Source organism: Acinetobacter sp. UBA2581 (genome assembly GCF_002339435.1).
In the GTDB taxonomy this organism is placed as follows: Bacteria; Pseudomonadota; Gammaproteobacteria; order Pseudomonadales; family Moraxellaceae; genus Acinetobacter; species Acinetobacter variabilis.
This window is the reverse complement of the sequence record NZ_DDLD01000080.1, coordinates 13,640-39,125: the sequence shown is the minus strand read 5'-3', so window position 1 is coordinate 39,125 and position 25,486 is coordinate 13,640. Positions and strand designations below refer to the sequence as shown.

The window sequence follows — 25,486 nt, the reverse complement described above, 5'->3', positions numbered from 1 at the left end:
ACCTCATGTTTGAATTCGCCCAGGCTTAGGATCTTGCCCATGAATTCAACTGAACCTTCCTATTTCCCTCCTCCTTTTCCTGCAGCAGATCATCCCTTATCGATCAGGGGCCGATTTGGACGTTTGAGTTTTATTGCCTGGTCCGCATTTTTACAGTTTATTTTCTTATGCAGCAGTATTGCGCTAGGTTTAAGTATTGATATTGTGAACATTGCCAGCCTATCGGTAGATTCAAACTGGCAAATCTCCCTGCACGGCCTGTCCAGCCTGTTTGCCTTAGCGATCATGCTGGTCTATCTGTATTTCGGTATTGTGATTACGGTACGACGCTTACATGATCTGGACCGTAGTGGCTGGTGGATGTTGCTATTCTTCGTGCCTTTGATCAATCTGTTGGTCTGGATCTATATCCTGCTTTTTCCAGGAACAAGAGGCAGCAATCAGTATGGTCCGATACGTACAAGCCCCGTCTGGGAAAAGATTGTGGCTTGGCTAGTAATCATTTTTACCGTACTCAGCCTGTTGGCGACGACTGCGTTATTCTCTTATATGAGTGAAGGTGAGCCTTCAAGAATCCCAAGTGAAGTGAAGCAGAAAACGACTGAGTTCTTTTAAGACAGTTGTGTCTGTTTTGCATAAATATATTGTGTATAAAGTTCGCTGTTGTTAATTTTTTGCTGTAGTTGAGGCAAAATAAGCGAAATTTAAATCGTGGAGTTTTTGTGGCTGAGCAAGAGAATACTTTAAGCCAGGTAACTGAAGGGACGACTGAGCTCCTGCATCAGGCGACTGAAAAAACTGCCCAAACCGTGATCGAACATACCTCCAAGTACAATGATGCCTATAGCACCATTGACAAGATCATGGAGGGTTTCTGGGAGCGTGTGCCTTATTTCTGTATTGCGCTAACAGTCATTGTCATTTTCTGGTTACTGTCAAAACTGTTTAAGTTTTTTGTCCGTAAGACTTTAGAAAATCGTACTTATACCCGACAGAATCTGGTGCTGGTGCTGAACCGTGTCGGTAGTACCGTGATTGTTTTCTTTGGCGTATTAATCGGGCTGGTGATTGCAATTCCAGGTTTCACCCCGGGTCAGCTGATGAGTGCCCTCGGGATTGGTTCGGTTGCGATCGGTTTCGCCTTTAAGGATATTTTCCAGAACCTGCTTTCCGGTGTGCTGATTTTACTGAGCGAACCGTTCAAGATTGGTGATGATATTATCGTCAATGGCATGGAAGGTACGGTGGAAGATATCCAGATTCGTGCAACTTTTTTACGTTCACCGGATGGCCGTCGTATCGTCATCCCCAATGCCACAGTCTATACCAGTGCAGTCACGGTCAATACTGCTTATACCCGTCGCCGCTGTGAATTTTCGGTCGGTATTGGTTATGAAGATGATATCCAGAAAGCCAAGGATATTATTACTGCAATTCTGGATAAAGATCCGACCATCCTGAGTCAACCTGCATTTAGCGTCAATGTGATTGCACTGGCAGACTTCTCGATTACCCTCAAAGCCTTATGGTGGGTCAATACCACTGAAACAGGCATAGGCACCTCAATCAGTGCGGTTCAGGAACGGGTGATTCAAGCCTTTGCTGAACATAACATTTCGATTCCATATCCGGTACAGGAAGTGAAAGTCTATCGTGGCGATGGCCATGAGGATGCTTCAGCTCGCGCTAAACAGTCGACCTAAAACATACGAAATCGCCGTTTCAGTACGGAGAATACGGTTGCCAAGGCTCACTGCCTGGCAGCCGTTTTTTATGAGCAAATCGACCTCATACGGAATAAAGCCACCTTCCGGACCAATGACAATCGTGCAAGGATGCTGAAGTGCGTATGGCATCGGCTGTTCGGCATAAGGATGTGCTACAAAGGCTGGACGGTCTGCTGTAATGAGTCCCGGCAAGATATCTTCGACAAAAGGTTTAAAGCGTTTATACAGCTCAATTTTCGGAGCAAGCGTATCTCCTGCCTGTTCTAAACCAAGATCTACATAATGATTCAGCTGCTGCAAAAATGGCGTCTGCCAATAGCTTTTATCCACCCGATAGCTATGCAATAAAATGATTTTCTCTACGCCCATGGTCACAGCATCCATGATCAGACGGCGTAAAACTTTAGGACGTGGTAAAGCTACAATTAGAGTAACAGGCAGCTTTGCAGGAACTGCTTCTTCTTGAATCGGTTTCAATAAAACTGCTTTTTCAGAAATTTCGATAACTTCAGTTACATACCGTTTTCCTTCCCGAATCCCAACTTTCAGCGTATCACCAACCTGAACCTCCAGATGCTGTTGCAAATGTTCCAGCTGCCGCTTTGACGTAATTGACCATAGATCAGATTCGGTTTGGCGGGGATCAAGCAGGACGATATTCATAAAAAATTAACTCAACAAATCCATCACTGGATACGCGGAAACGTCATCCACAACTGTCCGACGCAGGACTCTTTTTGCCTTATATAGGTTCTGCGATATCTCTGCAAAAAGATGGTATATGACGAGTTTTGTGGATGACAAATGGTTTTGTTACTTTTGCCGAAACAAAAGTAAAAGAAAGAAGAGTCCCTAGCATTAAATCTATAAAGATTAAGGCTTAGTTTTAACCTTATACAGTTAATCCATGAAAATCAGCTTCTTCACAAATCAGAATATAATCAAAGATATTGATCAATCACCTGAATATACTTTTCAAATGAACCCTGATTTTGCTGCATAATCTTTTGTGCAGCAGTATTCAAACTTTCAGCTTTAGTTGAATTATTCAGAATTTCTAGCAAAGTTTCAGCAGCCTGTTTAGCATCCTGCACGACTTCTACCGCATGCGCCTGAACAAACTCATCGACAATCGTCTGAAAGTTAAAATAGTTTTTACCCAGAATTGTCGGGACATTCAGCGCAATCGGCTCCAGAATATTATGCCCACCACCCGGTTCATTCAGAGAACCACCAACATAACAGGCTTGGCTCAAGGCATACCAGAGCCACATCTCGCCCATGGAATCTGCCAGATACACTTGAGTTTCTTCTTTGATATATTGCCCCAGACTACGACGTTGAGTTCTTAAACCTAAAGACTGTGCAGCTTGGAACACCTCATCAAAACGTTCCGGATGGCGTGGCACTACGATACAAACTAATGCCGGATCTGCATCCAGTGCGGTCTTAAGCTCAGACATCAATTGCTGCTCTTCTGGGGCATGCGTACTGGCGAGAGTAATGATCTTCCGGCCTTGCAGAGACCATTCCTGTTTCAATTGGGCAGCATGATCAATAAACTGCTGCGGTGCAGTGATATCAAACTTGATATTGCCCAAGACCTGAGTTTTTTCTAAAGCTATACCTAGATCAATATAACGCTGTTGGGTCGCTGTATCCTGAGCCAAAAGGCCCGTTAAATTCTTAAGCATGCCACGGGTTAGGCCTTTGACTTTGCCATAGCCTTTGGCGGATTTTTCAGAAAGACGGGCATTCAGTAACAGACATGGCACATTAAAAGCAGGTGCCTGATCAATCAGATTTGGCCAGAGTTCTGTCTCCATCAACAGTAATAACTTAGGCTGATATTTTTGATAAAAATCACGAATCAGGTTTTTTTGGTCAGCTGGCAAATATACAGCTTGGAATAAGTCTAAATAAGGTTCTTTCAAGAAGAGAGATTTGGCACGTGCCTGCCCGGTCTTGGTGGTATTGGTCACTAGAACCGGATGCCCAAGTTTTAAGTAATGTTCAATTAAAGGTTGAGCGGCATTGGTTTCCCCTACGGATACCACATGAAACCAGATCGCCTGTAGATTTTTAGGGGACTGGAAAGGACCAAAACGTTCCAGCAGTTCTTGTTCTAATTGTTCCGGACTGTTCGCACGTTTACGTATACGGGATTGATAAAGCGGTTTCGCTAGCGCCAAGGCTGCGTTATACCAGAATGGAGTAGCCACATTGCGCCCCAAAACAGATTCAATCGGCAAAATATAACAGAGCCACATCGACATGTTAATCGATGTGGCTCTTATTTCGAATTATTCTATGGTACTTAATACCTTAACTTCTGCCAAAGTTGGATAATCAATATAACCTTCAGCCACCTGACTGCCGATCATATTTTCCATTTTCAGCTCATTGAGCGGTGCATTTTGAAGCAGACGTTCGTATAGATCAGGATTCGCAATGTAGGCTTTACCAAATGCGACTGCATCTGCCTTTTCAGCTGCCAACAGCTCAATCGCATCTTCACGACTCAGTTGCATATTGGCAATATAAGGCACTCCACCAGAACGCTCTTTCATATATTCGGAAATACTGTCTTCAGCCAGATATTCACGGGTAAAGAAGAAGGCAATCTTGCGCTTGCCCAGTTGCTCCATGGCATAACCAAATGTTTCACGTGGATCATTATCACCCATGTCATGGTCATCACCACGCGGCGCAAAATGTACCCCTACTCGATCCGCACCCCATACTTCAATCAGTGCATCAGTTGCCTCTAGCAGGAAACGTGTACGGTTTTCGACTGAACCGCCATATTCATCCTCACGCTGATTGGTTTTGCTTTGCAGGAACTGATCAATCAGATAACCATTGGCAGCATGTAATTCAACACCGTCAAAACCGGCTTCTTTAGCACGAATCGCAGCTTGCTTGTATTGCTCGGTAATCGCGTGAATTTCAGAAACTTCCAAGGGACGTGGCGTAACGTATGGACGCTTCGGGCGTAACAAGCTGACATGACCCGCCTGTTGTACTGCACTTGCAGAGACTGGTGTTTCACCATTTAACAGATCCGGATGCGATACACGGCCAACATGCCAAAGCTGGGCAACAATCAGACCGCCCTTCTCATGAACCGCTTGAGTGACCTTTTTCCAGCCTTCGACCTGAGCATCGGTAAATAGTCCTGGAGTATTTAAATAGCCGTTGGCTTCTTCGGAAATCACTGTCGCTTCAGAAATGATCAGACCAGCACTTGCACGTTGTGCATAGTACTCAACCATCATGGGGGTTGGAACGCGATCAGCAGTTGCGCGGCTACGGGTCAGCGGCGCCATGATGACACGGTTTTTAAGCTTTAACGCACCAAGCGTTAAAGGAGAATTTAATTCAGCCATCGTTACTCCCACCTGTTAAAGGTGTTGTTGTAGGTGTTCGATAAATTGCTGAATCAAAGTTTCATTGCGGGAGAAATATGACCACTGTCCATGCTTGGTCGCAGTAATCAGGCCAGCCTGCTGTAACACCGACAGGTGATTGGACATGGTGGACTGTGAAACCTGGCCCAAACGTTCAATTTGACCTGCACAGACCCCACGTTGAAAGCCACCACACTCTTCCGCAGACAGATATTGCTCCGGAGATTTTAACCACTCCAGAATTTGTCGACGGGTCGGATTAGCTAAGGCTTTAAAAATTAGATCAAGGTCCATAGGCACATCACAATCAGTGGCGCAACGAAACTTCATTCAGCATCTGCAACCATTATATCGTATTTTTTCGATTTATATATCGAATAATTTAGATATAAGAGTCACAGTCTGTTAAAGCTTTGTTACGCCAGCTTTTAAACGATTTCTTACAGGCCCTGTTTCAGGCTTGCTTCGATAAATTTGTCCAGATCACCGTCCAGAACTGCGCCAGTATTGGAGGTTTCTACCCCTGTACGCAAATCCTTGATACGTGAATCATCAAGGACATAAGAACGGATCTGGCTACCCCAACCGATATCAGACTTGGAATCTTCCAATGCCTGTGCAGCTTCATTACGTTTATTCATTTCCAGCTCATATAGCTTGGCACGTAATTGCTTCCAGGCATGGTCACGGTTGGCATGTTGTGAACGCTGGTTCTGACATGCCACCACAATACCGGTTGGAATATGGGTTAAACGCACTGCAGAGTCAGTTTTGTTAATGTGCTGACCACCCGCGCCTGACGCACGGTAGGTATCGGTACGGACATCTGAAGGATTGATTTCAATTTCAATATTGTCATCCACTTCAGGTGAGACAAACACTGCAGAAAATGACGTATGACGACGGTTGCCCGAGTCAAAGGGTGATTTACGCACTAAACGGTGTACACCAGATTCGGTACGTAACCAGCCATAGGCATACTCACCTTCGACACGAATCGTCGCTGATTTAATCCCGGCGACATCCCCATCAGATTCTTCCATCAGTTCAGCTTTAAAACCATGACGTTCGATCCAGCGCATGTACATACGTAGCAGCATAGACGCCCAGTCCTGTGCTTCGGTACCGCCTGAACCTGCCTGAATTTCTACATAGCAAGGGTTTGGATCCATCGGGTTGCTGAACATACGACGGAACTCAAGCTTCGCCAGTTCTTCTTCAGCCGCATTCAGCTCAGCCTGCACATCTTCAAGCATGGCCTCTTCATCTGCTTCAACCGCAAGGTCAAGCATCGCTTGAGCATCTTCAAGCTGGGTGGTTAAGCCGTCCAGTACATTGAGTACATTTTCAAGCTCGCCTTTTTCTTTGGCCATGGCCTGAGCACGACTCTGGTCATTCCAGATCGCCGGGTCTTCTAATTCACGCAGGACTTCTTCTAAACGCTCTTTTTTCAGATCGTAGTCAAAGATACCCCCGTAGTGTTTGACCACGTTCGTTTAAGTCTTTTAATTGGTTTAGATAAGGATTAATTTCCACGTGAATTTCTCTCAATCAAAATTAGGTATAAATTCTTAGGTCAATATTATATCACAGTCTATTTCGCCAATTTATAGCGATAAATCCATCTTTAAAGCTAAATAAGAAAATATTAATCGCACATTTTTTAATTACAAAATTTGTCAGCTTGATAAAATAGCTAAATATTATTTTTAATACTTTCTCATTCTATTCTTAAATATATTTCGCTGTATTTTTATACTCGGTTTTTGATTCATTTTAAAACCCTAAAATCCATACAAAACAAGATAAAAAATAGCATTTTCAATACACTCCACAATATCTACACATTTTTAATAAAACAAAACATTTCATTTTTAGTTTTTAAATTCAATTAGTTATTAAATGAAAATTACATAATATTACCTTACTCACAATGTAGTAACTTTCCTTTGATTGACGATTATTGGAATTGGTCTAGACTTAAAGTTGTAACAAAAAGTGTATTAATTTTAGCCATATTTTCAGAGGGGAGTATCCGCATGAAAAAACTAGCAATCGCTTCAGCATTACTTTCAGCCGTAGCTCTTACAGGTACAGCAGCTCATGCTTATCAAGTAGAAGTGGGTGCATCTGCAGGCCTAACAGACCCGGATAATGGTAGCTCAAGCGGCTCTTTTGGTGTTGATGGCACATACTACTTCAATCCAGTTCAAACACGTAATTCACCATTAGCAGAAGCAGCATTCCTTGACCGTGCAAGCAATGTGAAAGCTCAATATCAATATGATGATTACGACTCTTCAGAACGTCACCGTTATGGTGTAGGTGCTGAATACTTCGTACCAAACTCAGATTTTTATTTGAGTGGTAACGTAGGTCGTGATGATTCTAAATACGACAATGCACCTGATTTTGACGAAACCGTTTATAGTGCTGAAGTCGGTTATTTACCTGCACCAGGTCTGTTAATTGCAGCAGGTGTGAAAGGTTATGACAATGACTATGATGACGGTGTAGATCCAACTTTACGTGCTAAATATGTGACTACCTTAAGCAATGGTAAAGACATTAACCTTGAAGCTGGCGCTGCCTTTGGCGACCTAGATGAGTACAACTTAAAAGCTGACTACTTCATCGACAAAACTTTAAGTGTTGGTGCTGATTATCAAAGCAAAGACAATGGCCCTTATGACTCAAATGAATTTGGTGTAAGTGCACGTAAATTCTTTAATGAACAAGTAAGCTTGGAAGGTCGTGTAGGTTTTGGTGAAATTGGTAACCAAGACTACAACAAATTTGGTCTAGCTGCGAAATACCGCTTCTAATCCAAACTAAGAAATTTCATTATAAAAAAACCCATCTTCGGATGGGTTTTTTATTGCACTTTAAACAAGCATTTAGATAGTTTTTGCACATTGACGGGGCGATTATTATCTGTACAATTTGTTACAACTGTAATCAAACAGTCATATTTTTATAACAAAGAGAGAAATCTAAATGCTTAAGAAACTTACTCTTGCTACAGCACTTATTGCTAGCCTAGGAACTGCTCACGCTTATCAAACTGAAGTAGGCGGTACGATTGCTCTGGTTGATCCAGACAATGGGGATACTTCTACTGGTTTCGCAATTGATGGAACTTACTACTTCAATCCAGTTCAAGTTAAGAACTCGCCTCTTAATGAAGCAGCATTTTTAAATCGTGCAAGCAATATCAATGCAGCGGTTTCTTATATTGATTACGATTTATTTGATGTGACTACATTTAATGTAGGTGTTGAATATTTTGTTCCAAATTCAGATTTTTATGTAAGTGGTAATATTGGTCAATCATCTACTGATACACCAATTGGTGATGATGACACAACTATATACTCAGCAGAATTAGGTTATTTACCGGTTCCTGGTCTATTACTGGCTGTTGGCCTAGCTGGTTATGACAATGACGCAGGCGATGATGTAGATCCAACCTTACGTGCCAAATATGTTACTCAAGTCGGTCAATATGACATGAACTTTGAAGGTGGTGCAAGCTTCGGTGATCTTGATGCTTATAGCCTCGGCGCAGATTTATATTTAGACAAAACCTTCAGCGTTGGTCTGGGTTACTCTGATTCCGATATTGATAATAGTGATGTCTTCACTATTCGCGCGAAGAAATTCTTCAATCAGCAAGTTAGCCTAGAAGGTTCAATTGATTTTGCTGACGAAGGCAATATCTTTGGTGTACGTGGTGCATACCGCTTCTAATCTGCAAGATTAAAAGTTAAAAAAACCGCTCAATTGGGCGGTTTTTTTATTTGAATAATTTATTGCTCCAGATGAGCAATTCGCATTTGCAGGCTGACATTGCCATTAAAGACATTTTTATCCAGTTCATAGACCAGACGTACATGCTGCTTCATTGGATCAAATTTGTATTTATTGATAGCACTAAAGGCAATCGCATCCACAACCTGTCCATTCTCTAAAGCAACACGTAATTTCAGATGTACATCCTTGAGCCAGCGGTAATCCAGAATCTTAAAGATGCCTTCAAAAATTGGTTGAGGAAACTTTTGCCCCCATGGACTTAAGTTTTGCAGTAAATCGACTGTTTCAATTTGGAAAGCTGATACCGGTAGTTCCCCATCAGTCCACAGCGTAGCAGTAAATAGGCTTTCATCCATCTCTGCAATCAGCTGTTCAAAGACCTGTTTAAATTCAGCAAAATGCTGCTTTTTAATGGTTAATCCTGCTGCGGCCGCATGTCCACCGAAATGGCTGACCAGATGCGGATACTGCTCTGCTATCCGTTCAATGCTATCCCGGATATGAATCCCTTCAATGGAACGTGCTGAACCTTTGATATGAATACCATCTTCATCAGCAGCAAAGACTATACTTGGACGATGGAACTGTTCTTTTAAACGCCCCGCTACAATCCCGATCACACCCTGATGCCAGTGCTGTTCAAACATGATCAGTGCGGCAGGCAAAGTATTCTCATCCAGCTGGATTTTTTCCAGTTCAGTCAAAGCTTCCTGCTTGATTTTGCCTTCTACCTGACGACGTTCGACATTCAGTTTATTCAGCTGTTCTGCGAGTGGATAAGCGGTTGCCAGATCCGGAGCGAGCAAACACTCAATCCCGATATCCATGGTTTCCATACGACCCGCTGCATTAATACGTGGACCAAGTACAAAACCCAGATCCTGCGCTTTGAGCGTGGCAGCATCACGACCAGCAATTTCCAGCAAAGCACTGATACCAGGTCGGCAAAGATGCTGCTGAATCCGTTTTAAGCCAGCATCCACCAGAATACGGTTGTTATAGTCCAGACTTGCAACATCTGCATAAGTGCCTAAAGCGACCAGGTCCAGATAATTGGTAATAACCATTGAAGATTTACCGAGCTTTTTACGATGAGTCGATAGATTTGCCAGAACATAAAAAGCTACCCCCACTCCCGCCAAGGCCTTACTTGGAAAATCACAACCTAACTGATTGGGATTGACTACAGCTTCTGCTGCAGGTGTAGGCTTGGTGGTTAAGTGGTGATCGGTAATAATCACCTGCATACCATGATCCTGCGCCTGCTTCACACCTTCATGACTGGAAATCCCGTTATCCACCGTAATTAAAAGATCCGGCGTAAAATTGGCAAAAGCCAGATCTGCAATCGCAGGTGTCAGGCCATAACCATACTTAAACCTATCAGGAACCAGATACTCAACATGGGCACCCATATCACGCAGGGCTAAAACCATCAGTGTTGTACTGGTCGCCCCATCAGCATCATAGTCACCGACAATTACGATTTTCTGGCCAGTATCTATAGCCTGATCAATTAGCTGAATTGCTTCCGGTAAGCCTTTCATGGTCGGAGCCAACAGATGCTTGAGTTTAAGCTCCAGCTCCTGTTCAGATTCCACACCACGGCGTGCCAGAATGTCAGCTACAAATGAAGGCACGCCCTGAAAAGATTCAGGGCGTGTCAGTAAAGGTCTTTGCTTGATTTCAAGTTTAGGCATTGTTATGGCATCAATCGTTGTAGTTTCCACGCCCCATCGATTTTTTCATAACTCAGGCGGTCATGTAAACGGTTTGGACGGCCCTGCCAGAATTCATAATAATCTGGCTGCAAACGATAGCCGCCCCAAAATCCCGGTTTATCCAGCTCTTCCTGATTGGCGACCTGCTGATGCAGATCCCAGAAACGTTGCTGTAGTTCTTCACGACTCGCAACCATACCGCTTTGCGGGGTACTGATATGAGCAGCGATCTGACTTTCACGTGGACGTTTATGATAATAGTCAGTTGATTCTTCTTCCGAAATTTTAACTACCTTTCCGCTAATCCGGATCTGACGTTCCTGTTCCTGCCAGTAAAACAGTAATTCTGCATACGGGTTTTCGGCCAGATCCAGACCTTTCTGACTATCATAATTGGTATAGAAATCATAACCCGCTTCAGTGGCACCACGCAGCAACACTGTGCGCACATGCGGACGACCCTGTGCATTTGCGGTTGCCAATGACATGGCATAGGGTTCATGCAGCTGTGCAGCAAGTGCATGGTTAAACCACTGCAAAAACTGCATATGCGGGTTGGGATTGACCTGATCTTCGTGTAGCTCGCCTTTTTGATAGTTCAGACGCAGTTCACTTAGATCCTTAATCAGATCGCTCATTTACTCTTCCCCCATTTAAGCGGCGTTGGCACGTACCGCATCAGCCAATGAATTTGCCAGTGTGGTCACCTCTGCAAGATCCTCGCCCTCAACCATGACACGGATCACCGGTTCAGTCCCTGATTTACGGATCAGTAAACGGCCACGGCCTTTGAGCTGCTCTTCAGCTTTGTTAAATTCTGCAGTCAAAGCAGGCACTGAGTACGGGTCAAACATGGTATTCAGACGTACATTCACCAAGACATTTGGCAATAATTTAAAATCAGCTACTAACTCGTGCAGTGCTTTCTTCTGCTCGACCATCACGGTTAAGACTTGCAGCGCAGCAATAATCGCATCGCCTGTGGTGCTCTTGTCTAAAGTCAGGATATGGCCTGATGGCTCACCACCAATCGACCAGCCTTTTTCTTCCAGACCTTGCAGTACATAACGGTCACCGACTTTAGCACGTAGCAGCTCTACTCCGGCTTTTTCCAGCGCCAGTTCCAGCGCCATATTGCTCATCAAGGTACCGACGATACCCGCCGGCTTGTTTTTTGCCTGAGTCGCGAGGATATACAAAATATGATCGCCGGTAATTTGCTCACCATTTTTATCGACCATGATCACACGGTCTGCATCACCATCGAAAGCTATGCCTAAATCAGCCCCATGCTCAACCACTGCTTTTTGCAGATTTTCTGGATGAGTCGAACCACAGTTCTCATTAATATTCAGACCAGTCGGTTCGTCATAGATGGAAATGACTTTTGCACCCAACTCACGGAAAACCGCAGGGCCAACGCTGTAAGCTGCACCATTGGCACAGTCAACAACAATGGTTAAATCATTCAGGTCTAAATGGTATGGGAAGGTTGATTTACAGAATTCGATATAACGGCCATTGGCATCTTTCACGCGGAAACTTTTACCTAAGTTCGCGTTATCTTCGATCACCAGTTCTTTTTCCAGCTCCTGGTTGATCTCATCCTGCAAAGCATCAGGCAGTTTTTTGCCTTCACTCGAGAAAAACTTAATCCCGTTATCAAAATATGGGTTATGTGACGCAGAAATGACAATGCCGAGGCTGGCATGCAAAGCACGGGTCAAATGGGCAATGGCCGGCGTTGGCAAAGGTCCAAGCAGATGCACATAAACACCTGCCGCATTGAGTCCTGCCTGTAGCGCAGATTCCAGAATATAACCCGATAAACGGGTATCTTTACCCAGTACCACCAATGGTTTGTTTTTTTTGCTATTTCGTTTTAATACTTTTCCTGCCGCAAAACCTAATTTCAGGGCAAATTCAGGTGTAATCGGTAACTCACCAAATTTTCCACGAATACCATCGGTACCAAAATAACTCATGCTTTGTCTCACTTCTTAGCGGGTGATTTACATCATCCTTTTTCATTGTGCAACACTGTACACCAAAACAAAAAAGCCGTCATGAGGATGACGGCTTTTTTAGAGTAAACAATCAGCGAAAGTTAGCCCATACGGTAGTTTGGCGCTTCTTTGGTGATGGTTACATCATGCACGTGAGACTCAGACATACCGGCAGATGTGATTTTCACAAACTTGGCATTTTGACGGAGATCATCAATGGTTGCAGAACCGGTATAGCCCATAGAAGAACGCAGACCGCCCATCATCTGATGCACGATATTGCCCATTGGACCTTTGTACGGTACGCGACCTTCAATACCTTCAGGAACCAGTTTTTCAGCACCGGCTTTAGAGTCCTGGAAGTAACGGTCAGCAGAGCCAGTCGCACCAGCCATCGCACCCAAAGAACCCATACCACGGTAAGCTTTGTAGTAACGACCCTGGAAGAATTCAACTTCGCCTGGTGCTTCTTCAGTACCAGCCATTAATGAACCCACCATAATGGTGCTTGCACCAGCGCCAATCGCTTTTGCCATATCACCAGAGAAACGGATACCACCATCAGCAATTAATGGAATCTGCTCTTTCAAGGCACGCGCAACAGAATCAATTGCAGAGATTTGTGGCATACCAATACCAGCCACGATACGAGTCGTACAGATTGAGCCAGGACCGATCCCCACTTTCACTGCGTCCGCACCCGCATCAAGTAATGCAAGCGCAGCATCACCAGTGGCGATGTTACCGCCAATCACTTGAACTTGTGGGTAGTTCTGTTTGACCCAGCGTACACGCTCGATCACACCCGCAGAGTGACCATGTGCAGTATCCACAACAATCACATCTACACCAGCATCAATCAGTGCTTCTACACGGCTTGGTGTTTCAGCACCAGTACCGACTGCTGCACCTACACGTAGACGACCTAAATCATCTTTACAGCTATTTGGATAAAGTTCCGCTTTACGGAAATCAGTCACCGTGATCAAGCCTTTTAATTCGTTGTTTTCGCCAACAACGATAACTTTTTCAATACGGTTTTTTTGCAATAAGGCCTGAATGTTTTCTTTCGATTCGCCTTCACGCACAGTCACCAGACGGTCTTGACCTGTCATGATATTACTGACCGGCTGTTCCAGATTGGTTTCAAAGCGTGTATCACGGCCTGTCACGATACCCACCACTTTACCGTCCTTAACCACGGGCACACCGCTGATGTTATTCGCTTGAGTCACAGCGATCAGTTCACGTACTGTAGTTTCTGGGGTAACTGTGATCGGATCTTTCACCATACCGGCTTCAAATTTTTTCACACGGCGTACTTCTGCGGCCTGGGCAGCAATATCCATGTTCTTATGCAAAATACCGATACCGCCATTTTGTGCCATCGCAATTGCCATACGTGACTCAGTCACAGTATCCATAGCTGCTGAAACAAGTGGAATATTCAGGTTAATGCCGCGAGTCAGGCGTGTCTTTAGAGAGACATCTTTTGGGAGAACAGTAGAGTAGGCAGGGAGTAATAGGACATCATCGAAGGTTAACGCGTCTTGAACGATGGTCAACATAACAGTCTCACTGGTAATTTCCGTGCGCTATTATAAACAAATTTAGCTCTAAATTTCATTGCAATTGCAAAATTTATTTTGTCTAAATCTGGACTTAGATTTAATCCGAATATCTAAACCTGTAAATTTGACTATTCAATCAATAATTTAAATATGCCAGAGCAGTCATCATATTTATTCGGTTTACAAAATCCCTTACTAATTTTTTCTCCCATAAAAAGCAGAGTCCATACCCTGCTTTTTAAATCTTGAGTTTGGATTTAGCTCACCCGTTCGAAATTATCATCATTTTCGGCTTCATCCCGATCGATCTGGATGAAGGGAATCATATTGTGTGCCATGCGGGCTTTATTACACTGCACATCAGCAACCTGAACTTCTTTACAGGATGAGCTACGTAGTTCGTACATGCCACAACTCACCTGTTCGCCAATGCTACCTTCGAGCGCAATACAACGCGGATTTTTTTGATTGGTTCCCGCCATGCATGAATAAACGGAAGTGACAGGTTCAGTATAGTGCTCAGGCATGGGAATCCCCTCTGCCCAATAAAATGAAACCCTGAAATAGGCGCAACATGCGCCACAACTTAAACATGCATCTTGTGTAGGAACTTGAGACAACATTTCTTATAAATTCTCGTCATCAAAAACAATTTTTTGCAGGCGGAAAATATAAAAAATGTTGTTTTTCTACTCAAGAAAAAATTTAAAATTTTCTTGAACTATTCAGGACAAGTAAAAACAGTTTCATCCATTAAATCAGTGCCACATTCCAGTGTTTCAATCCAGTCCAGAAACTGGTTAATCTGTTCTTTACCCACAAATGGTGTTCCATGCTGCGGCACAATCATGTCGACATCCATGGTACGTACCATCTGCACCCATAAACGAATCACCTTGTTATTGCACATGTAGCGTTGGTGAAATCCCTTCATTTTCGGAATGTGCGCCGCAAAATTTTCCAGTGGCTTTGAAGCATCCTCGATCATTGACGCGCCCATATCACCAGAAAACAGGATCTTGGCAATCGGGTCATAAAACTGGAAATTACCGACTGAATGTAAAAAGTGTGCTGGAATGGCAATAATGCTGGATTGACCGAGTGGAATGATCTGACCATGATCCGGCAATTCAACCAGACGATCCAGCCAGTTACCTTTCATACGGTCACTCATAAAGGCTGAATTTAGATGCGGTAAGAAACGCGCCCAGAGCTTGGAAGCTACGACTTTGGCTTCGGTATAGACCAGCCAGCGCGGCATGGACGTAATAATGTCCGGATCCTGATGCGATGCCATCACATAATCCAGATTGCTTAACCGGGTATAGCGGTTCAGTTCCATGGTCAACGGTACATAGGTCAAATCACCACCCGGATCAAGTACTGCAGCACGCTCATTATCAATAATCAGGAATTGGTTTGCCTGTACACCTTCACCTTTTACCAAGCTGGTAAAACTGATGCATTTATGCGTTCCATCATCATAAAGTACTTGTGATGTAGTACGTTCAAAAGCCATGCCCATTCCCCAAAATTTTTATGTAAAAAATGTATATTCTATAGGTGAATAACATATATTTATTTAGAGAAACTTACAATAAAAATCAGATCAATATTATCTATAATATCAGTTAATTAAGTCATATTTTTAGGCAAAAAATCCCGAGCAATTAGCTCAGGATTTACGATATCTTTAACACTCAAAATAAATAGTGTTGTGCCAATGTTGCCAGACCAATTATTAAGAAAACCAAAGCGCCAATTTTATGAATGAGCGAAATTGGTAATTTTTCTGCCAATTTATTACCAATAAATACCGCTGGTGCATTTACCAACATAATACCGATCGTAGTACCCAAAGTGACCCAACCAATACTGTCAAAGCGCGCGGCTAAAGCGACTGTTGCAATTTGAGTTTTATCTCCGATTTCTGCCAAGAAAAACAACACAAATGTGGCACCGAATACCCCATATTTTTGCCATTTATTGATACTTTCTGATTCATCATCCAATTCATCGGGAATTAACATCCACACCGCCATCGCAATAAAACCAAGCGATACAATCCACAGCAAGACTGTTGGGCTAAGCACTGTGGTGATCCATTGACCTAAGACTGCGGAAACGCCATGGTTGACGACTGTCGCCAAAAAGATTGCGAAGAGAATTGGAACAGGTTTACGAAAACGTGCGGCAAGTAATAAAGCAAGCAGTTGCGTTTTATCGCCCATTTCAGATAAGGCAACAACAGCTAATGAGATCAGAAAAGCAGAAAGCATGATGTGTTTCTCTGGCCAGCAATTTACATACCTATGACTCACCCCTCCTGCCAGCCATATCTGCAGAGTGGTAAATCAAAGGTCTTGCCAACAAAAGAAAGCTTCGAGAAGCTCATTTGGTTCTTTGCTATGATGACCATGCCCTGTTGAGCAAATATGTTGACCATCACCCTTCTGCTTTGCGCAAAAGGCGGCTACTCCCCAATGAAGTGCGCCCATTATAGCCAACCGTGTTTATATTTACAAATTGTCATATTAAAAAAACCCTGCCGAAGCAGGGTCTTTATTTTTAAACATTCATGAATCAGATCAAGAGCGTACGAATATCCTTTAATAGCTTGGTCAGCTTATTGGTAAAGCGTGCAGCATCTGCACCATTAATTACCCGATGATCATAAGATAACGACAATGGCAGCATCAGACGTGGATCAAAGCCCTCACCATTCCATACCGGTTGCATAGTTGCTGGAGAAATACCCAGTATCGCCACTTGTGGCCAATTCACCAACGGCGTAAATGCTGTACCACCAATTGAACCCAAGCTGGTAATGGTAAAATTCGCCCCTTGCAGATCTTTAGGTGACAATTTCTTGTCACGCGCTTTCTGGCTTAACTCACCCAGCTCAATAGCAATCTGCTTAATCGACTTCTGGTCCGGGTTACGTAATACAGGAACAGTCAGACCATGTAGTGTCGCAACCGCAATGCCCATATGGATCTCATTCCGTAGCAATACCGATTTACCGTCATCAGACAGGTGACCGGCAAACTCGCGCTCTTCTTTGAGAAGATAAGCCACAGCCTTGATAATGAAAGCCATAATGGTCAGGCCAATACCTTCTTTCTTGAAGTTGCCTTTCAGCTCATTACGCCAAGCTTCCAGCTCAGTGATGTCTGCTGCATCAAACTGGGTCACTTGTGGGATGTAGTTATTTAGCGATAACTGCGGAATCGAAACCTGTTGCAGACGCGTCAAAGCTTTCTCTTCTACCCCACCAAAAGCACTGAAATCAGGCAGTTTTGGCAAGCCTGCAGGAGCTGCAGCTGCCGCATGTGCAGCTATTGTTTGCGGTGCAGTCAGACGATCTTTCACATACGCAAATAGGTCTTCTTTCATTAGACGCTCATGCGGGCCAGAAGCTTTCACTTCTGCCAATACCACACCCAGTTCACGAGCCAGTTTACGCACAGCAGGACCCGCATAAACTTTGGCATTGGCAGCATTCTGCTCTTTGCTAAGCTTGTCTGCACTATGCATTTCAGGCGTCACAGCAGCAGTGTCAGCTTTTGGCGCTGCGGCTGGTGCAGGCGTAGCTTTAGCTGCAGGTGCTTCTGATTTTTCCGCTGGAGCAGCAGGTGATGCCTGTCCTTCAGCTTCAATCGTAATCAGTGCCACGCCTTCAGAAACATTCTGGCCCAGCTCAACATGAATCGCCTTAATCACTCCGGCAGTCGTGCTTGGCACTTCTACTGTCGCTTTATCTGACTCGACCACGATGATGCTCTGGTCTTTCTCCACCGTATCACCGACCTGTACCAGAATTTCTGCTACAGCTGCCTTGTCTACACCCAAGTCAGGTACTTTTACTTCAATATCGCCTGCAGGGGATGCCGCCTGTTGGGGTGCTGTTTCAGTTTTGACTTCAGGTGTTGCTTGAGCTTTTGGCTTTTCTTCCGCTTGAGGCGCTGCTTGCTCAGCAGCTGGTGCCGAATCTGTAGTTTTCACTGTCAGAATCAGCACTCCTTCTTTGACTGAATCGCCCCCCTGAATATGAATCGCCTCTACAGTACCAGCAACCGTACTTGGTACTTCAACTGTCGCTTTATCAGATTCAACCACGACCAGGCTTTGATCAACTTCAACTTCATCGCCAACCTGAACCAGAATTTCACCCACCAAGGCCTTTTCTACGCCAATATCCGGCAACTTCACTTCTACAGTAGATGTAGAAGTCGATTGAGAGGACTGTTCATTTTGACTAGAGGCTTTAAGCTGATGTGTCGCCACTTCCTGCAGGATTTCCTCATCAGGCAATTCAGTTGGGGTATTTTCCGAAGTTTTGTCAGCAGCATCAGTTTCCTGACTTTCTACCGTACCGGCATCATCTTCAGCCTGCAGTTCGATCAGGACAGTACCTTCAGATACTTCATCACCCTGATTGATCAGGATGCTTTTAACTACACCTGCTGAAGTGCTTGGCACTTCAACAGAGGCTTTATCTGATTCCAGCAGCACAATACTTTCATCTACAGCGATGATGTCACCCACCTTCACCAGGATTTCTGCCACAGTTGCCTTATCTACACCAATATCTGGAGTCGTAATTTGCATGATTAGTTCTCCTCTTTGTAGTCAGCAACTGGATGCAATTCAGGAGTCGCCTGAGGTGCCCAAGCCACCGGACGATCAGTATCTAACTCAAAGCTAGAGATCGCGTCTTTCACTAAACGTGCATCGACTTCACCTTCATCTGCCAGTTTCTTCAGGGTTGCCACGACAATATGCGCAGCATCGACACCAAAGTAGCTACGCAGATTGCCACGTGTATCTGAACGACCATAACCATCGGTACCCAAGGCTACGAACGGACGACTGTCTGGAAGATAGGCACGGATCTGTTCACTATAGGCGCGCATGTGATCGGTGGCCGATACCACAATACCGTCCTTGTCACGTAACTGCTGAGATACCCATGGCTCTTTCGCTTCTTCAGCCAATGGATGCAGGCGGTTATATTCTTCACATGCCATACCATCGCGAGCCAGTTCGTTAAAGCTGGTCACACTCCAGACATTGGCATGAATCTGATATTCCTCACGCAGGATTTTTGCGGCCTTGATGACTTCACGCAGAATAACGCCTGAACCCATCAACTGAACCGTCGCCTTTTCGTCTTCTTCCAGCAGATACATACCACGCTTGATGCCTTCTTCTGCACCTTGTGGCATTGGTGGATGTTCGTAGTTTTCGTTCATCAAGGTCAGATAATAGAACACACGTTCCTGATTCACATACATACGCTGCAGACCATCATGCACGATTACGGCAAGCTCATAGCCAAAGCACGGGTCATAAGAGACACAGTTCGGAATGGTATTGGCCAGAATGTGTGAATGACCATCCTGATGCTGCAGGCCCTCACCATTTAAGGTAGTACGGCCAGCGGTTGCACCCAACAAGAAACCTTGCGCCTGTGCATCACCTGCTGCCCAGGCAATATCGCCAATACGCTGGAAGCCAAACATTGAGTAGTACATGTACATCGGGATCATTGGCAAGTTATTGGTTGAATAACTGGTCGCCAAGGCTGCCCATGCACTCATTGCACCGGCTTCGTTAATCCCTTCCTGTAACATATGACCGTCTTTGGCTTCACGGTAATGCATCAACTGTTCCTGATCTTCAGGGGTATATTGTTGACCATGCGCTGCATAGATCCCCAATTGACGGAACATCCCTTCCAGACCAAAAGTACGTGCTTCATCCGGAACAATCGGGACCACACGGTCCTTGATCGCTTTCTCTTTTAATAAGGCAGAGATGAGGCGAACCATGACCATGGTGGTGGACTGTTCTTTACCATTTGAACCTTTGAACACAGCATCAAAAATAGAAAGCTCAGGAATCGGTAAAGATTCGCTTTCTTTGCGACGTGCTGGCAGATAACCACCCAGTGCCTCACGGCGTGCCTTCATGTATTTAATTTCAGGCGAGTTTTCACTTGGGCGGTAGAATGGGATTTCTTCCAGTTGTTCATCAGTAAAAGGAAGGTTGAAACGGTTACGTACGTATTTCAATGATTCCAGCTGCATTTTCTTGATTTGGTGCGTCTTATTCACTGCTTCAATTTCATCAGACAGACCATAACCTTTTACGGTTTTTGCCAGAATCACCGTTGGCTGACCTTTGGCCTTGGTCGCTTCTGCATAGGCAGCAAAGACTTTGTACGGGTCATGACCACCACGGTTCAGATTATCAATATCTTCATCGCTCAGGTCTTTAACCAAAGCTTCTGCTTCTGGATATTTACCAAAGAAATGTGCGCGTGCGTAGGCACCACCTTTCACCTGGTAGCGCTGGTAATCACCATCTACTGCTTCTTCCATAATCGCTTTGAGTGCACCAGATTTGTCTTTATCCAGTAGCGGATCCCAATGACGACCCCAGACAACTTTAATCACGCGCCAGCCAGCACCACGAAATAATGACTCAAGTTCCTGAATGATCTTGCCATTACCACGTACCGGACCATCTAGACGCTGCAAGTTACAGTTCACCACCCAGATCAGGTTGTCCAGCTTCTCACGACCCGCCAGTGAAATCGCGCCTAAGCTTTCCGGCTCATCCATTTCGCCATCGCCCAGATAGGCCCAGACTTTACGGTCTTCTTCCTTAATCAGGCCACGGTTCATCAGGTACTTTTGAATATGAGCCTGATAGATCGACATGATTGGACCGAGACCCATCGATACCGTCGGGAACTGCCAATAGTCTGGCATCAAGTAAGGATGAGGATAAGAAGGCAGGCCTTTACCGCCGACTTCACGACGGAAATTATTGAGATGCTCTTCAGTTAAGCGGCCTTCTAAAAATGAGCGGGCATAAATCCCCGGTGCACAGTGACCTTGATAGTAAATCAGGTCGCCACCGAAGCTGTCGTTATTGGCACGGAAGAAATGGTTAAAACCCACATCATATAAAGTGGCAGATGAAGCAAAGCTGGCCAAATGACCACCCAGGTCATCACCGGATTTATTTGCGCGAAGCACCATTGCCAAAGCATTCCAGCGGATCAGCGCGCGAATACGGCGCTCCATATCCTGGTCGCCCGGCATCGCAGGTTGTTCTTCTACAGAAATAGTGTTTAAGTAGGGAGTATTTAAACGCTGAATAGGAACATGTTTGGCAATTGCGCGTTGATAAAGTTTTTCAAGTAAAAAGGCGGCGCGCTCGGTTCCCATGTGCTGCAAAACGGAGTCAAAAGCGTCTTGCCATTCTTGGGTTTCTTGAGCGTCGGTATCTCCATAAAACGCCATAATCTACAGTTCCTGAAAGCCAAATTGATCACTTATATGTATCATATTTACGGCTTATGCAGGTATGGCTCTGGCTGAATGCGGTTCTGGAGTACTATTTATTATCTAAATATCCATTGACACTTTATTACACAAAGTAACAAAAAGAAGTCAATGATGGCGATTTTTTATACGACAGTTATAATTCTCGGTGATAATATAATATCTAAAAGCAATTAGACCGAACTCCTTCTCTACTCCCTAGAAGAAATGTTCAGCCTAATTGCCTTAAAAGCGGTTTGATTGATATTTTATGAGTATCAAGTATCAGACGCATTAAAGTATTTCAGTTATTTTGAGCAAAGCTACGTTTAAGGTAACATTGCTAAATAAGTTGAAGGATTTTTACGTTGACCGTCTTTTACTACTTCATAGTGTAGATGAGGACCTGTACAACGACCTGTACAACCTACATTCGCAATATGATCACCGGCTTGCACCTGATCTCCCACACGTGCAATCAAGCGTGAAGCATGGGCATAACGAGTAAGGTATCCATTACCATGGTTAATTTCGACATACTGACCATAACCTGTACCCCAACCCGATTTGGTTACGATACCAGGACCAGTTGCGTAGATCGGTGTACCGCTTGCAGCAGCCAGATCCAGGCCTGAGTGATTTTCAGCACGGCCACCCATGGTACGACCACCGAAACTTGAGCTGACACGTTTCATGTCTGGTAATGGATGAGCCACTAGCCATGAATAAGGGTTATTTGAAGATGCAACTTTGCTGGATGAAGAATTGCCATATTTTTGGGCAATGGTCTGATTATTCAGTTCAACCGGTTTTTCACGTAGCTGAACATTTAATTTGGTTTGTGCGGGAATATCAATATCTTCAGGATGGGTATAAGAACCCTGCGATAAAGTACGTGTTAACTGCTCAAGACGGTCAAGTGTAGCATCTTGTTGATTCAGATCTACTAAATCTGCAAAAGCTACTGAAGCAGCTGAAACCGAAATAGAAAATGCCAATAGGATACGTCGCATAGGCATATGCATAAAAAACCTCTCTAAACTGCTAATCGAGTTTCTTGAAGATCTCTTCCTTGATATCCACTTTAAGAAGCGCATAAGATTAAGACATAAACATGTAGGAATTATGTATGTCGGAACCTGTCAACGTTTTTCAAAAAACAAGAAAACAGATAAAAACAGGAAACTTTTCGTTTCTCTCATCACAAGTTTCTGCATGGCAGAAGCTTACGAAACTCGTACAACCGCTATTGCCTCAACCCGAACAATGGCAAGTTGCCTGCTATCAAAATGGTGTGTTAACGATTACCGGTGAAAACCAAGCCATGATTTCTCAATTGGCCTATCTTCAAAAGCAATACATCTCACAACTCTCTCAAATAAACGAATTAAAAGATCTCACTAAAATCCAGGTTTGCTTAAGGAATCCATCCCCTGTTCAACCGGTTCCAGAAAAATCTGAAAGAGCCTTGAGTCCAGAAACACAGGAATTACTCCGCGGTGCTGCTGACTTTATAAGCGACCCTAAGCTTAGCCAAGCTTTACTACGTTTGGCAAGCAATAAAAAGTAACATTGCAATGAGATGTAATAAATTCCAATGTTGTTTTTATGTGACAGGTATCACATTAGATGCGGCTAAGTTATAACACAAAGACACAAAGACAAGGACTTATGTCATAGTTACATAACTAATTGGACATTGAGTTACGTCATCAAATGTTACAATTTCATAGCTGCTTGGGACACTTTTCACGTTACGCAATAGTTGGTTATTCAAAGCATGCCCTGATTTGTAGCCATCAAATTTGGCAATAATCTGGTGGCCTAGCAGGTATAAATCCCCCACTGCATCCAGAATCTTGTGACGTACAAACTCATCCGAGAAACGCAAACCTTCTTCATTGACCACGCCGGTTTCATCTACACCGATCGCATTTTCCAAGCTTGCACCCAAAGCCAGATTATTGGCTTTCAAGTAGTCAAGGTCTTTCATAAAGCCAAATGTACGCGCTTCACTGACCTCATAAACAAAGGTTTCTGTAGAAAAATCGATGCTGGCAGACTGATGTTCTTTTTTGAAGGCAGGATGATCAAAATCAATAGTGAAATTTAGCTGAAAGCCGTCATGTGGGCTAAAAATTGCCCATTTATCATCGATCAGGGCTTCAACAGGTTTAATAATTTTAATAAATTTCTTTGGTGCATCTAGTTCTTGCAAGCCGCCCTGCATGAGCAGATAAATGAAAGGTCCGGCACTACCATCCATAATAGGAACTTCTGAAGCTGACACTTCAATAATCAGGTTATCAATGCCCAGTCCCGCAATGGCGCTCATCACATGCTCGATCGTACCGACTTTGGCATTTGACTGAACCAGATTTGAACACATGAAGGCTTCCTGGATCAATAGGGCATCCGCAGGAATATCGACAGGTGGATGCAGATCAATACGACGAAACACAATGCCCCCATCGGCGTGGTGTGGCACAAAGTTAATCATAACCTTCTGCCCACTATGAAGACCGATTCCGCTCGCTTTCACGATACGTTGCAGGGTACGTTGTTTCAACATGCTTTTTATCATCTGTTCACCAATAAAACCGCTATACGTTAGCATATTTGGCCATTGATAAAAAACAAAAGGTGGCTCTAAAGCCACCTTTTCTGTGCAATCATCGTAAACACATGCTGTTACATATTACTTACGCTGTTGATTTTTAAGGTAATCTTGGATGCTCATTGGTGTTGGGCGTGGGCTAGAAACTGAAGCTGCAGGATTAGCTGCTGCACCTGCTTCATTTTGCTGACGCTGAATTGCCGGTACATCATCATCTTCAACTACTGCCGGGGATGATGATGGACGTGCTGCCTGTACATTCGCGCGTTTAGTTGGCTCAACCGAATCTGCAGCATGGCGAGTCAAACCAGTCGCAATCACAGTTACACTGATTTCATCACGTGCATCCGGATCAAATACTGTACCGTAGAAGACCTGACCTTCGTCCAGATCCACGATCTGGTTTACAACATCAGTAATTTCTTCAATTTCACCGAAGGTTACGTCATCACCGCCAGTCACGTTAATCAGAATACCTTTGGCATTCATGATGGTGACGTTATCCAGTAATGGGCTGCGAATCGCCTGCTCTGCTGCCTGACGTGCACGGTTTTCACCACGACCCAAGCCTACACCCATCATGGCATAACCACGTGTACTCATTGCAGTTTTCAGATCGGCGAAGTCAAGGTTAATGTGACCAGGACGAACCACCAGATCAAAGATACTACGTACCGCATTCAACAGTACATCATCCGCTTTTTTATACGCATCCTTCATTGAAATATCACGGAAGACTTTCAATAGACGCTGGTTTGGAATGATGATCAGAGAATCTACGTGCTGTTCTAGCGCTTCAATCCCCTTCTCGGCAGATTGCAAACGGCGTTTACCTTCAAAGTTGAATGGCGTAGTCACCACACCAACAGTCAAGATACCCATTTCTTTAGCAATTTCAGCAACGACTGGCGCAGCACCGGTACCTGTACCGCCACCCATACCGGCAGTAACGAATACCATATCGGTACCTTCAAGCTGCTGGCGGATCAGTTCACGGCTTTCTTCTGCTGCCGCTTGACCGACCTGTGGATTTGCTCCAGCACCCAGACCACGTGTACTTTGCTCGCCCAGCTGAATTTTAAATTCGGCTTCCATGCGATCCAGTGCCTGTTTGTCTGTATTGGCACAGACGAACTTTACGCCCTGGATATCGGACTGCAACATATGCTGTACAGCATTACCACCCGCACCACCTACACCAAATACAGTGAAACGGGCTTGACCATTGCTATCGCTATGATCTTCTTCGAAAAATTCAAATGAGGCCATGACCTATAAAATTCC

At 44.3% G+C, this 25,486-nt stretch carries 22 protein-coding genes and 1 riboswitch; of the genes, 5 read left to right on the top strand and 17 right to left on the bottom strand.

Annotation, left to right across the window (positions count from 1 at the left end; translation table 11 throughout):
* Positions 1-39 precede the first annotated feature (39 nt).
* Together B3Q46_RS10030 and B3Q46_RS10025 are read left to right on the top strand one after the other, a co-directional pair.
* Entirely contained in the window at positions 40-615 is a 576-nt protein-coding gene (locus B3Q46_RS10030) for a DUF805 domain-containing protein (protein ID WP_180031012.1), read from the top strand.
* A gap of 107 nt (positions 616-722) precedes the next feature.
* Positions 723-1,703, top strand: coding sequence for a mechanosensitive ion channel family protein (locus tag B3Q46_RS10025; RefSeq protein WP_262738275.1), 981 nt, complete (start codon positions 723-725; stop codon positions 1,701-1,703).
* Here the strand turns inward: B3Q46_RS10025 and B3Q46_RS10020 are convergent.
* The 5 genes from B3Q46_RS10020 to prfB all read right to left on the bottom strand — a co-directional run bounded on the left by B3Q46_RS10020 (position 1,677) and on the right by prfB (position 6,673).
* Complete coding sequence (locus B3Q46_RS10020) at positions 1,677-2,390, bottom strand: 16S rRNA (uracil(1498)-N(3))-methyltransferase (RefSeq protein ID WP_262738273.1); 714 nt, start codon at positions 2,388-2,390, stop codon at positions 1,677-1,679. The genes B3Q46_RS10025 and B3Q46_RS10020 overlap by 27 nt on opposite strands.
* A 278-nt stretch (positions 2,391-2,668) precedes the next feature.
* Positions 2,669-3,949: a 3-deoxy-D-manno-octulosonic acid transferase gene (locus B3Q46_RS10015; protein ID WP_286715132.1), complete on the bottom strand. Its 1,281-nt coding sequence runs from the start codon at positions 3,947-3,949 to the stop codon at positions 2,669-2,671.
* Between the two features lie 81 nt (positions 3,950-4,030).
* On the bottom strand, positions 4,031-5,116 hold the full coding sequence (locus B3Q46_RS10010; RefSeq protein WP_034706177.1) for an alkene reductase: 1,086 nt from the start codon (positions 5,114-5,116) through the stop codon (positions 4,031-4,033).
* A 15-nt stretch (positions 5,117-5,131) separates the two neighbouring features.
* Positions 5,132-5,431, bottom strand: coding sequence for an ArsR/SmtB family transcription factor (locus B3Q46_RS10005; RefSeq protein WP_121979733.1), 300 nt, complete (start codon positions 5,429-5,431; stop codon positions 5,132-5,134).
* Between the two features lie 146 nt (positions 5,432-5,577).
* A protein-coding gene (prfB, locus tag B3Q46_RS10000; protein WP_122959107.1) for a peptide chain release factor 2 occupies positions 5,578-6,673 on the bottom strand; the annotation gives its coding sequence in 2 pieces (ribosomal slippage) (positions 5,578-6,600 and positions 6,602-6,673; 1,095 coding nt in all).
* Positions 6,674-7,176: 503 nt separating this feature from the next.
* On the opposite strand from prfB, the gene B3Q46_RS09995 reads away from it, so the two are divergent.
* Both B3Q46_RS09995 and B3Q46_RS09990 read left to right on the top strand, forming a co-directional pair.
* Positions 7,177-7,962 (top strand): putative porin, encoded by a 786-nt coding sequence (locus tag B3Q46_RS09995; protein WP_286715118.1) that lies wholly within the window; start codon positions 7,177-7,179, stop codon positions 7,960-7,962.
* Positions 7,963-8,134: 172 nt separating this feature from the next.
* Positions 8,135-8,887 carry a putative porin gene (locus tag B3Q46_RS09990; RefSeq protein WP_261635162.1) on the top strand — a complete coding sequence of 251 codons (753 nt, stop codon included), beginning with the start codon at positions 8,135-8,137 and terminating at the stop codon, positions 8,885-8,887.
* 59 nt (positions 8,888-8,946) lie between these two features.
* Here B3Q46_RS09990 and recJ read toward each other — a convergent pair whose 3' ends face one another.
* From recJ to B3Q46_RS09940, 10 genes are all read right to left on the bottom strand, one after another.
* Positions 8,947-10,650: a single-stranded-DNA-specific exonuclease RecJ gene (gene recJ / locus B3Q46_RS09985; RefSeq protein ID WP_286715116.1), complete on the bottom strand. Its 1,704-nt coding sequence runs from the start codon at positions 10,648-10,650 to the stop codon at positions 8,947-8,949.
* 2 nt (positions 10,651-10,652) lie between these two features.
* Positions 10,653-11,309, bottom strand: a complete 657-nt coding sequence (gene pdxH / locus B3Q46_RS09980; protein WP_004781507.1) for a pyridoxamine 5'-phosphate oxidase — start codon at positions 11,307-11,309, stop codon at positions 10,653-10,655.
* A 15-nt stretch (positions 11,310-11,324) separates the two neighbouring features.
* Positions 11,325-12,656, bottom strand: coding sequence for a phosphoglucosamine mutase (glmM, locus tag B3Q46_RS09975; RefSeq protein ID WP_004781506.1), 1,332 nt, complete (start codon positions 12,654-12,656; stop codon positions 11,325-11,327).
* 122 nt (positions 12,657-12,778) lie between these two features.
* Positions 12,779-14,245: an IMP dehydrogenase gene (guaB, locus tag B3Q46_RS09970; protein ID WP_286715112.1), complete on the bottom strand. Its 1,467-nt coding sequence runs from the start codon at positions 14,243-14,245 to the stop codon at positions 12,779-12,781.
* Positions 14,246-14,505: 260 nt separating this feature from the next.
* Entirely contained in the window at positions 14,506-14,871 is a 366-nt protein-coding gene (locus B3Q46_RS09965; RefSeq protein WP_286715109.1) for a YkgJ family cysteine cluster protein, read from the bottom strand.
* Positions 14,872-14,969: 98 nt separating this feature from the next.
* Positions 14,970-15,767, bottom strand: a complete 798-nt coding sequence (locus B3Q46_RS09960) for an MBL fold metallo-hydrolase (protein WP_286715107.1) — start codon at positions 15,765-15,767, stop codon at positions 14,970-14,972.
* A 181-nt stretch (positions 15,768-15,948) separates the two neighbouring features.
* The gene (locus B3Q46_RS09955; RefSeq protein WP_261635168.1) at positions 15,949-16,527 is read right to left on the bottom strand and encodes a TMEM165/GDT1 family protein; all 579 of its coding nucleotides are present in this window, start codon (positions 16,525-16,527) and stop codon (positions 15,949-15,951) included.
* 73 nt (positions 16,528-16,600) lie between these two features.
* Positions 16,601-16,742: riboswitch (yybP-ykoY riboswitch) on the bottom strand.
* Positions 16,743-16,831: 89 nt separating this feature from the next.
* Positions 16,832-18,859: a 2-oxo acid dehydrogenase subunit E2 gene (locus B3Q46_RS09950; protein WP_286715104.1), complete on the bottom strand. Its 2,028-nt coding sequence runs from the start codon at positions 18,857-18,859 to the stop codon at positions 16,832-16,834.
* Positions 18,860-18,861: 2 nt separating this feature from the next.
* Complete coding sequence (gene aceE, locus B3Q46_RS09945; protein ID WP_286715102.1) at positions 18,862-21,564, bottom strand: pyruvate dehydrogenase (acetyl-transferring), homodimeric type; 2,703 nt, start codon at positions 21,562-21,564, stop codon at positions 18,862-18,864.
* A gap of 350 nt (positions 21,565-21,914) precedes the next feature.
* Entirely contained in the window at positions 21,915-22,604 is a 690-nt protein-coding gene (locus tag B3Q46_RS09940) for a M23 family metallopeptidase (RefSeq protein ID WP_286715100.1), read from the bottom strand.
* 110 nt (positions 22,605-22,714) lie between these two features.
* Here B3Q46_RS09940 and B3Q46_RS09935 point away from each other — a divergent pair, with 110 nt between their 5' ends.
* Positions 22,715-23,155: a DciA family protein gene (locus tag B3Q46_RS09935; RefSeq protein WP_004781492.1), complete on the top strand. Its 441-nt coding sequence runs from the start codon at positions 22,715-22,717 to the stop codon at positions 23,153-23,155.
* Positions 23,156-23,254: 99 nt separating this feature from the next.
* On the opposite strand, the gene lpxC is transcribed toward B3Q46_RS09935, so the two are convergent.
* Entirely contained in the window at positions 23,255-24,157 is a 903-nt protein-coding gene (lpxC, locus tag B3Q46_RS09930; protein WP_286715098.1) for a UDP-3-O-acyl-N-acetylglucosamine deacetylase, read from the bottom strand.
* A 126-nt stretch (positions 24,158-24,283) separates the two neighbouring features.
* Entirely contained in the window at positions 24,284-25,471 is a 1,188-nt protein-coding gene (gene ftsZ, locus B3Q46_RS09925) for a cell division protein FtsZ (RefSeq protein ID WP_004781488.1), read from the bottom strand.
* Positions 25,472-25,486 lie beyond the last annotated feature (15 nt).

Bases quoted from the DNA above. Each gene is read 5' to 3' on its own strand.
- B3Q46_RS09935 (WP_004781492.1), top strand. From the start codon at position 22,715: ATGTCGGAACCTGTCAACGTTTTTCAAAAAACAAGAAAACAGATAAAA.
- glmM (WP_004781506.1), bottom strand. From the start codon at position 12,656: ATGAGTTATTTTGGTACCGATGGTATTCGTGGAAAATTTGGTGAGTTA.
- B3Q46_RS09955 (WP_261635168.1), bottom strand. From the start codon at position 16,527: ATGCTTTCTGCTTTTCTGATCTCATTAGCTGTTGTTGCCTTATCTGAA.
- pdxH (WP_004781507.1), bottom strand. From the start codon at position 11,309: ATGAGCGATCTGATTAAGGATCTAAGTGAACTGCGTCTGAACTATCAA.
- lpxC (WP_286715098.1), bottom strand. From the start codon at position 24,157: ATGTTGAAACAACGTACCCTGCAACGTATCGTGAAAGCGAGCGGAATC.
- ftsZ (WP_004781488.1), bottom strand. From the start codon at position 25,471: ATGGCCTCATTTGAATTTTTCGAAGAAGATCATAGCGATAGCAATGGT.
- B3Q46_RS09950 (WP_286715104.1), bottom strand. From the start codon at position 18,859: ATGCAAATTACGACTCCAGATATTGGTGTAGATAAGGCAACTGTGGCA.
- aceE (WP_286715102.1), bottom strand. From the start codon at position 21,564: ATGGCGTTTTATGGAGATACCGACGCTCAAGAAACCCAAGAATGGCAA.
- B3Q46_RS09960 (WP_286715107.1), bottom strand. From the start codon at position 15,767: ATGGCTTTTGAACGTACTACATCACAAGTACTTTATGATGATGGAACG.
- B3Q46_RS10005 (WP_121979733.1), bottom strand. From the start codon at position 5,431: ATGGACCTTGATCTAATTTTTAAAGCCTTAGCTAATCCGACCCGTCGA.
- B3Q46_RS10010 (WP_034706177.1), bottom strand. From the start codon at position 5,116: ATGGCTGAATTAAATTCTCCTTTAACGCTTGGTGCGTTAAAGCTTAAA.
- B3Q46_RS09940 (WP_286715100.1), bottom strand. From the start codon at position 22,604: ATGCCTATGCGACGTATCCTATTGGCATTTTCTATTTCGGTTTCAGCT.
- B3Q46_RS09990 (WP_261635162.1), top strand. From the start codon at position 8,135: ATGCTTAAGAAACTTACTCTTGCTACAGCACTTATTGCTAGCCTAGGA.
- guaB (WP_286715112.1), bottom strand. From the start codon at position 14,245: ATGTTGACCATCGTTCAAGACGCGTTAACCTTCGATGATGTCCTATTA.
- B3Q46_RS10030 (WP_180031012.1), top strand. From the start codon at position 40: ATGAATTCAACTGAACCTTCCTATTTCCCTCCTCCTTTTCCTGCAGCA.
- B3Q46_RS09965 (WP_286715109.1), bottom strand. From the start codon at position 14,871: ATGTTGTCTCAAGTTCCTACACAAGATGCATGTTTAAGTTGTGGCGCA.
- recJ (WP_286715116.1), bottom strand. From the start codon at position 10,650: ATGCCTAAACTTGAAATCAAGCAAAGACCTTTACTGACACGCCCTGAA.
- B3Q46_RS09995 (WP_286715118.1), top strand. From the start codon at position 7,177: ATGAAAAAACTAGCAATCGCTTCAGCATTACTTTCAGCCGTAGCTCTT.
- B3Q46_RS10020 (WP_262738273.1), bottom strand. From the start codon at position 2,390: ATGAATATCGTCCTGCTTGATCCCCGCCAAACCGAATCTGATCTATGG.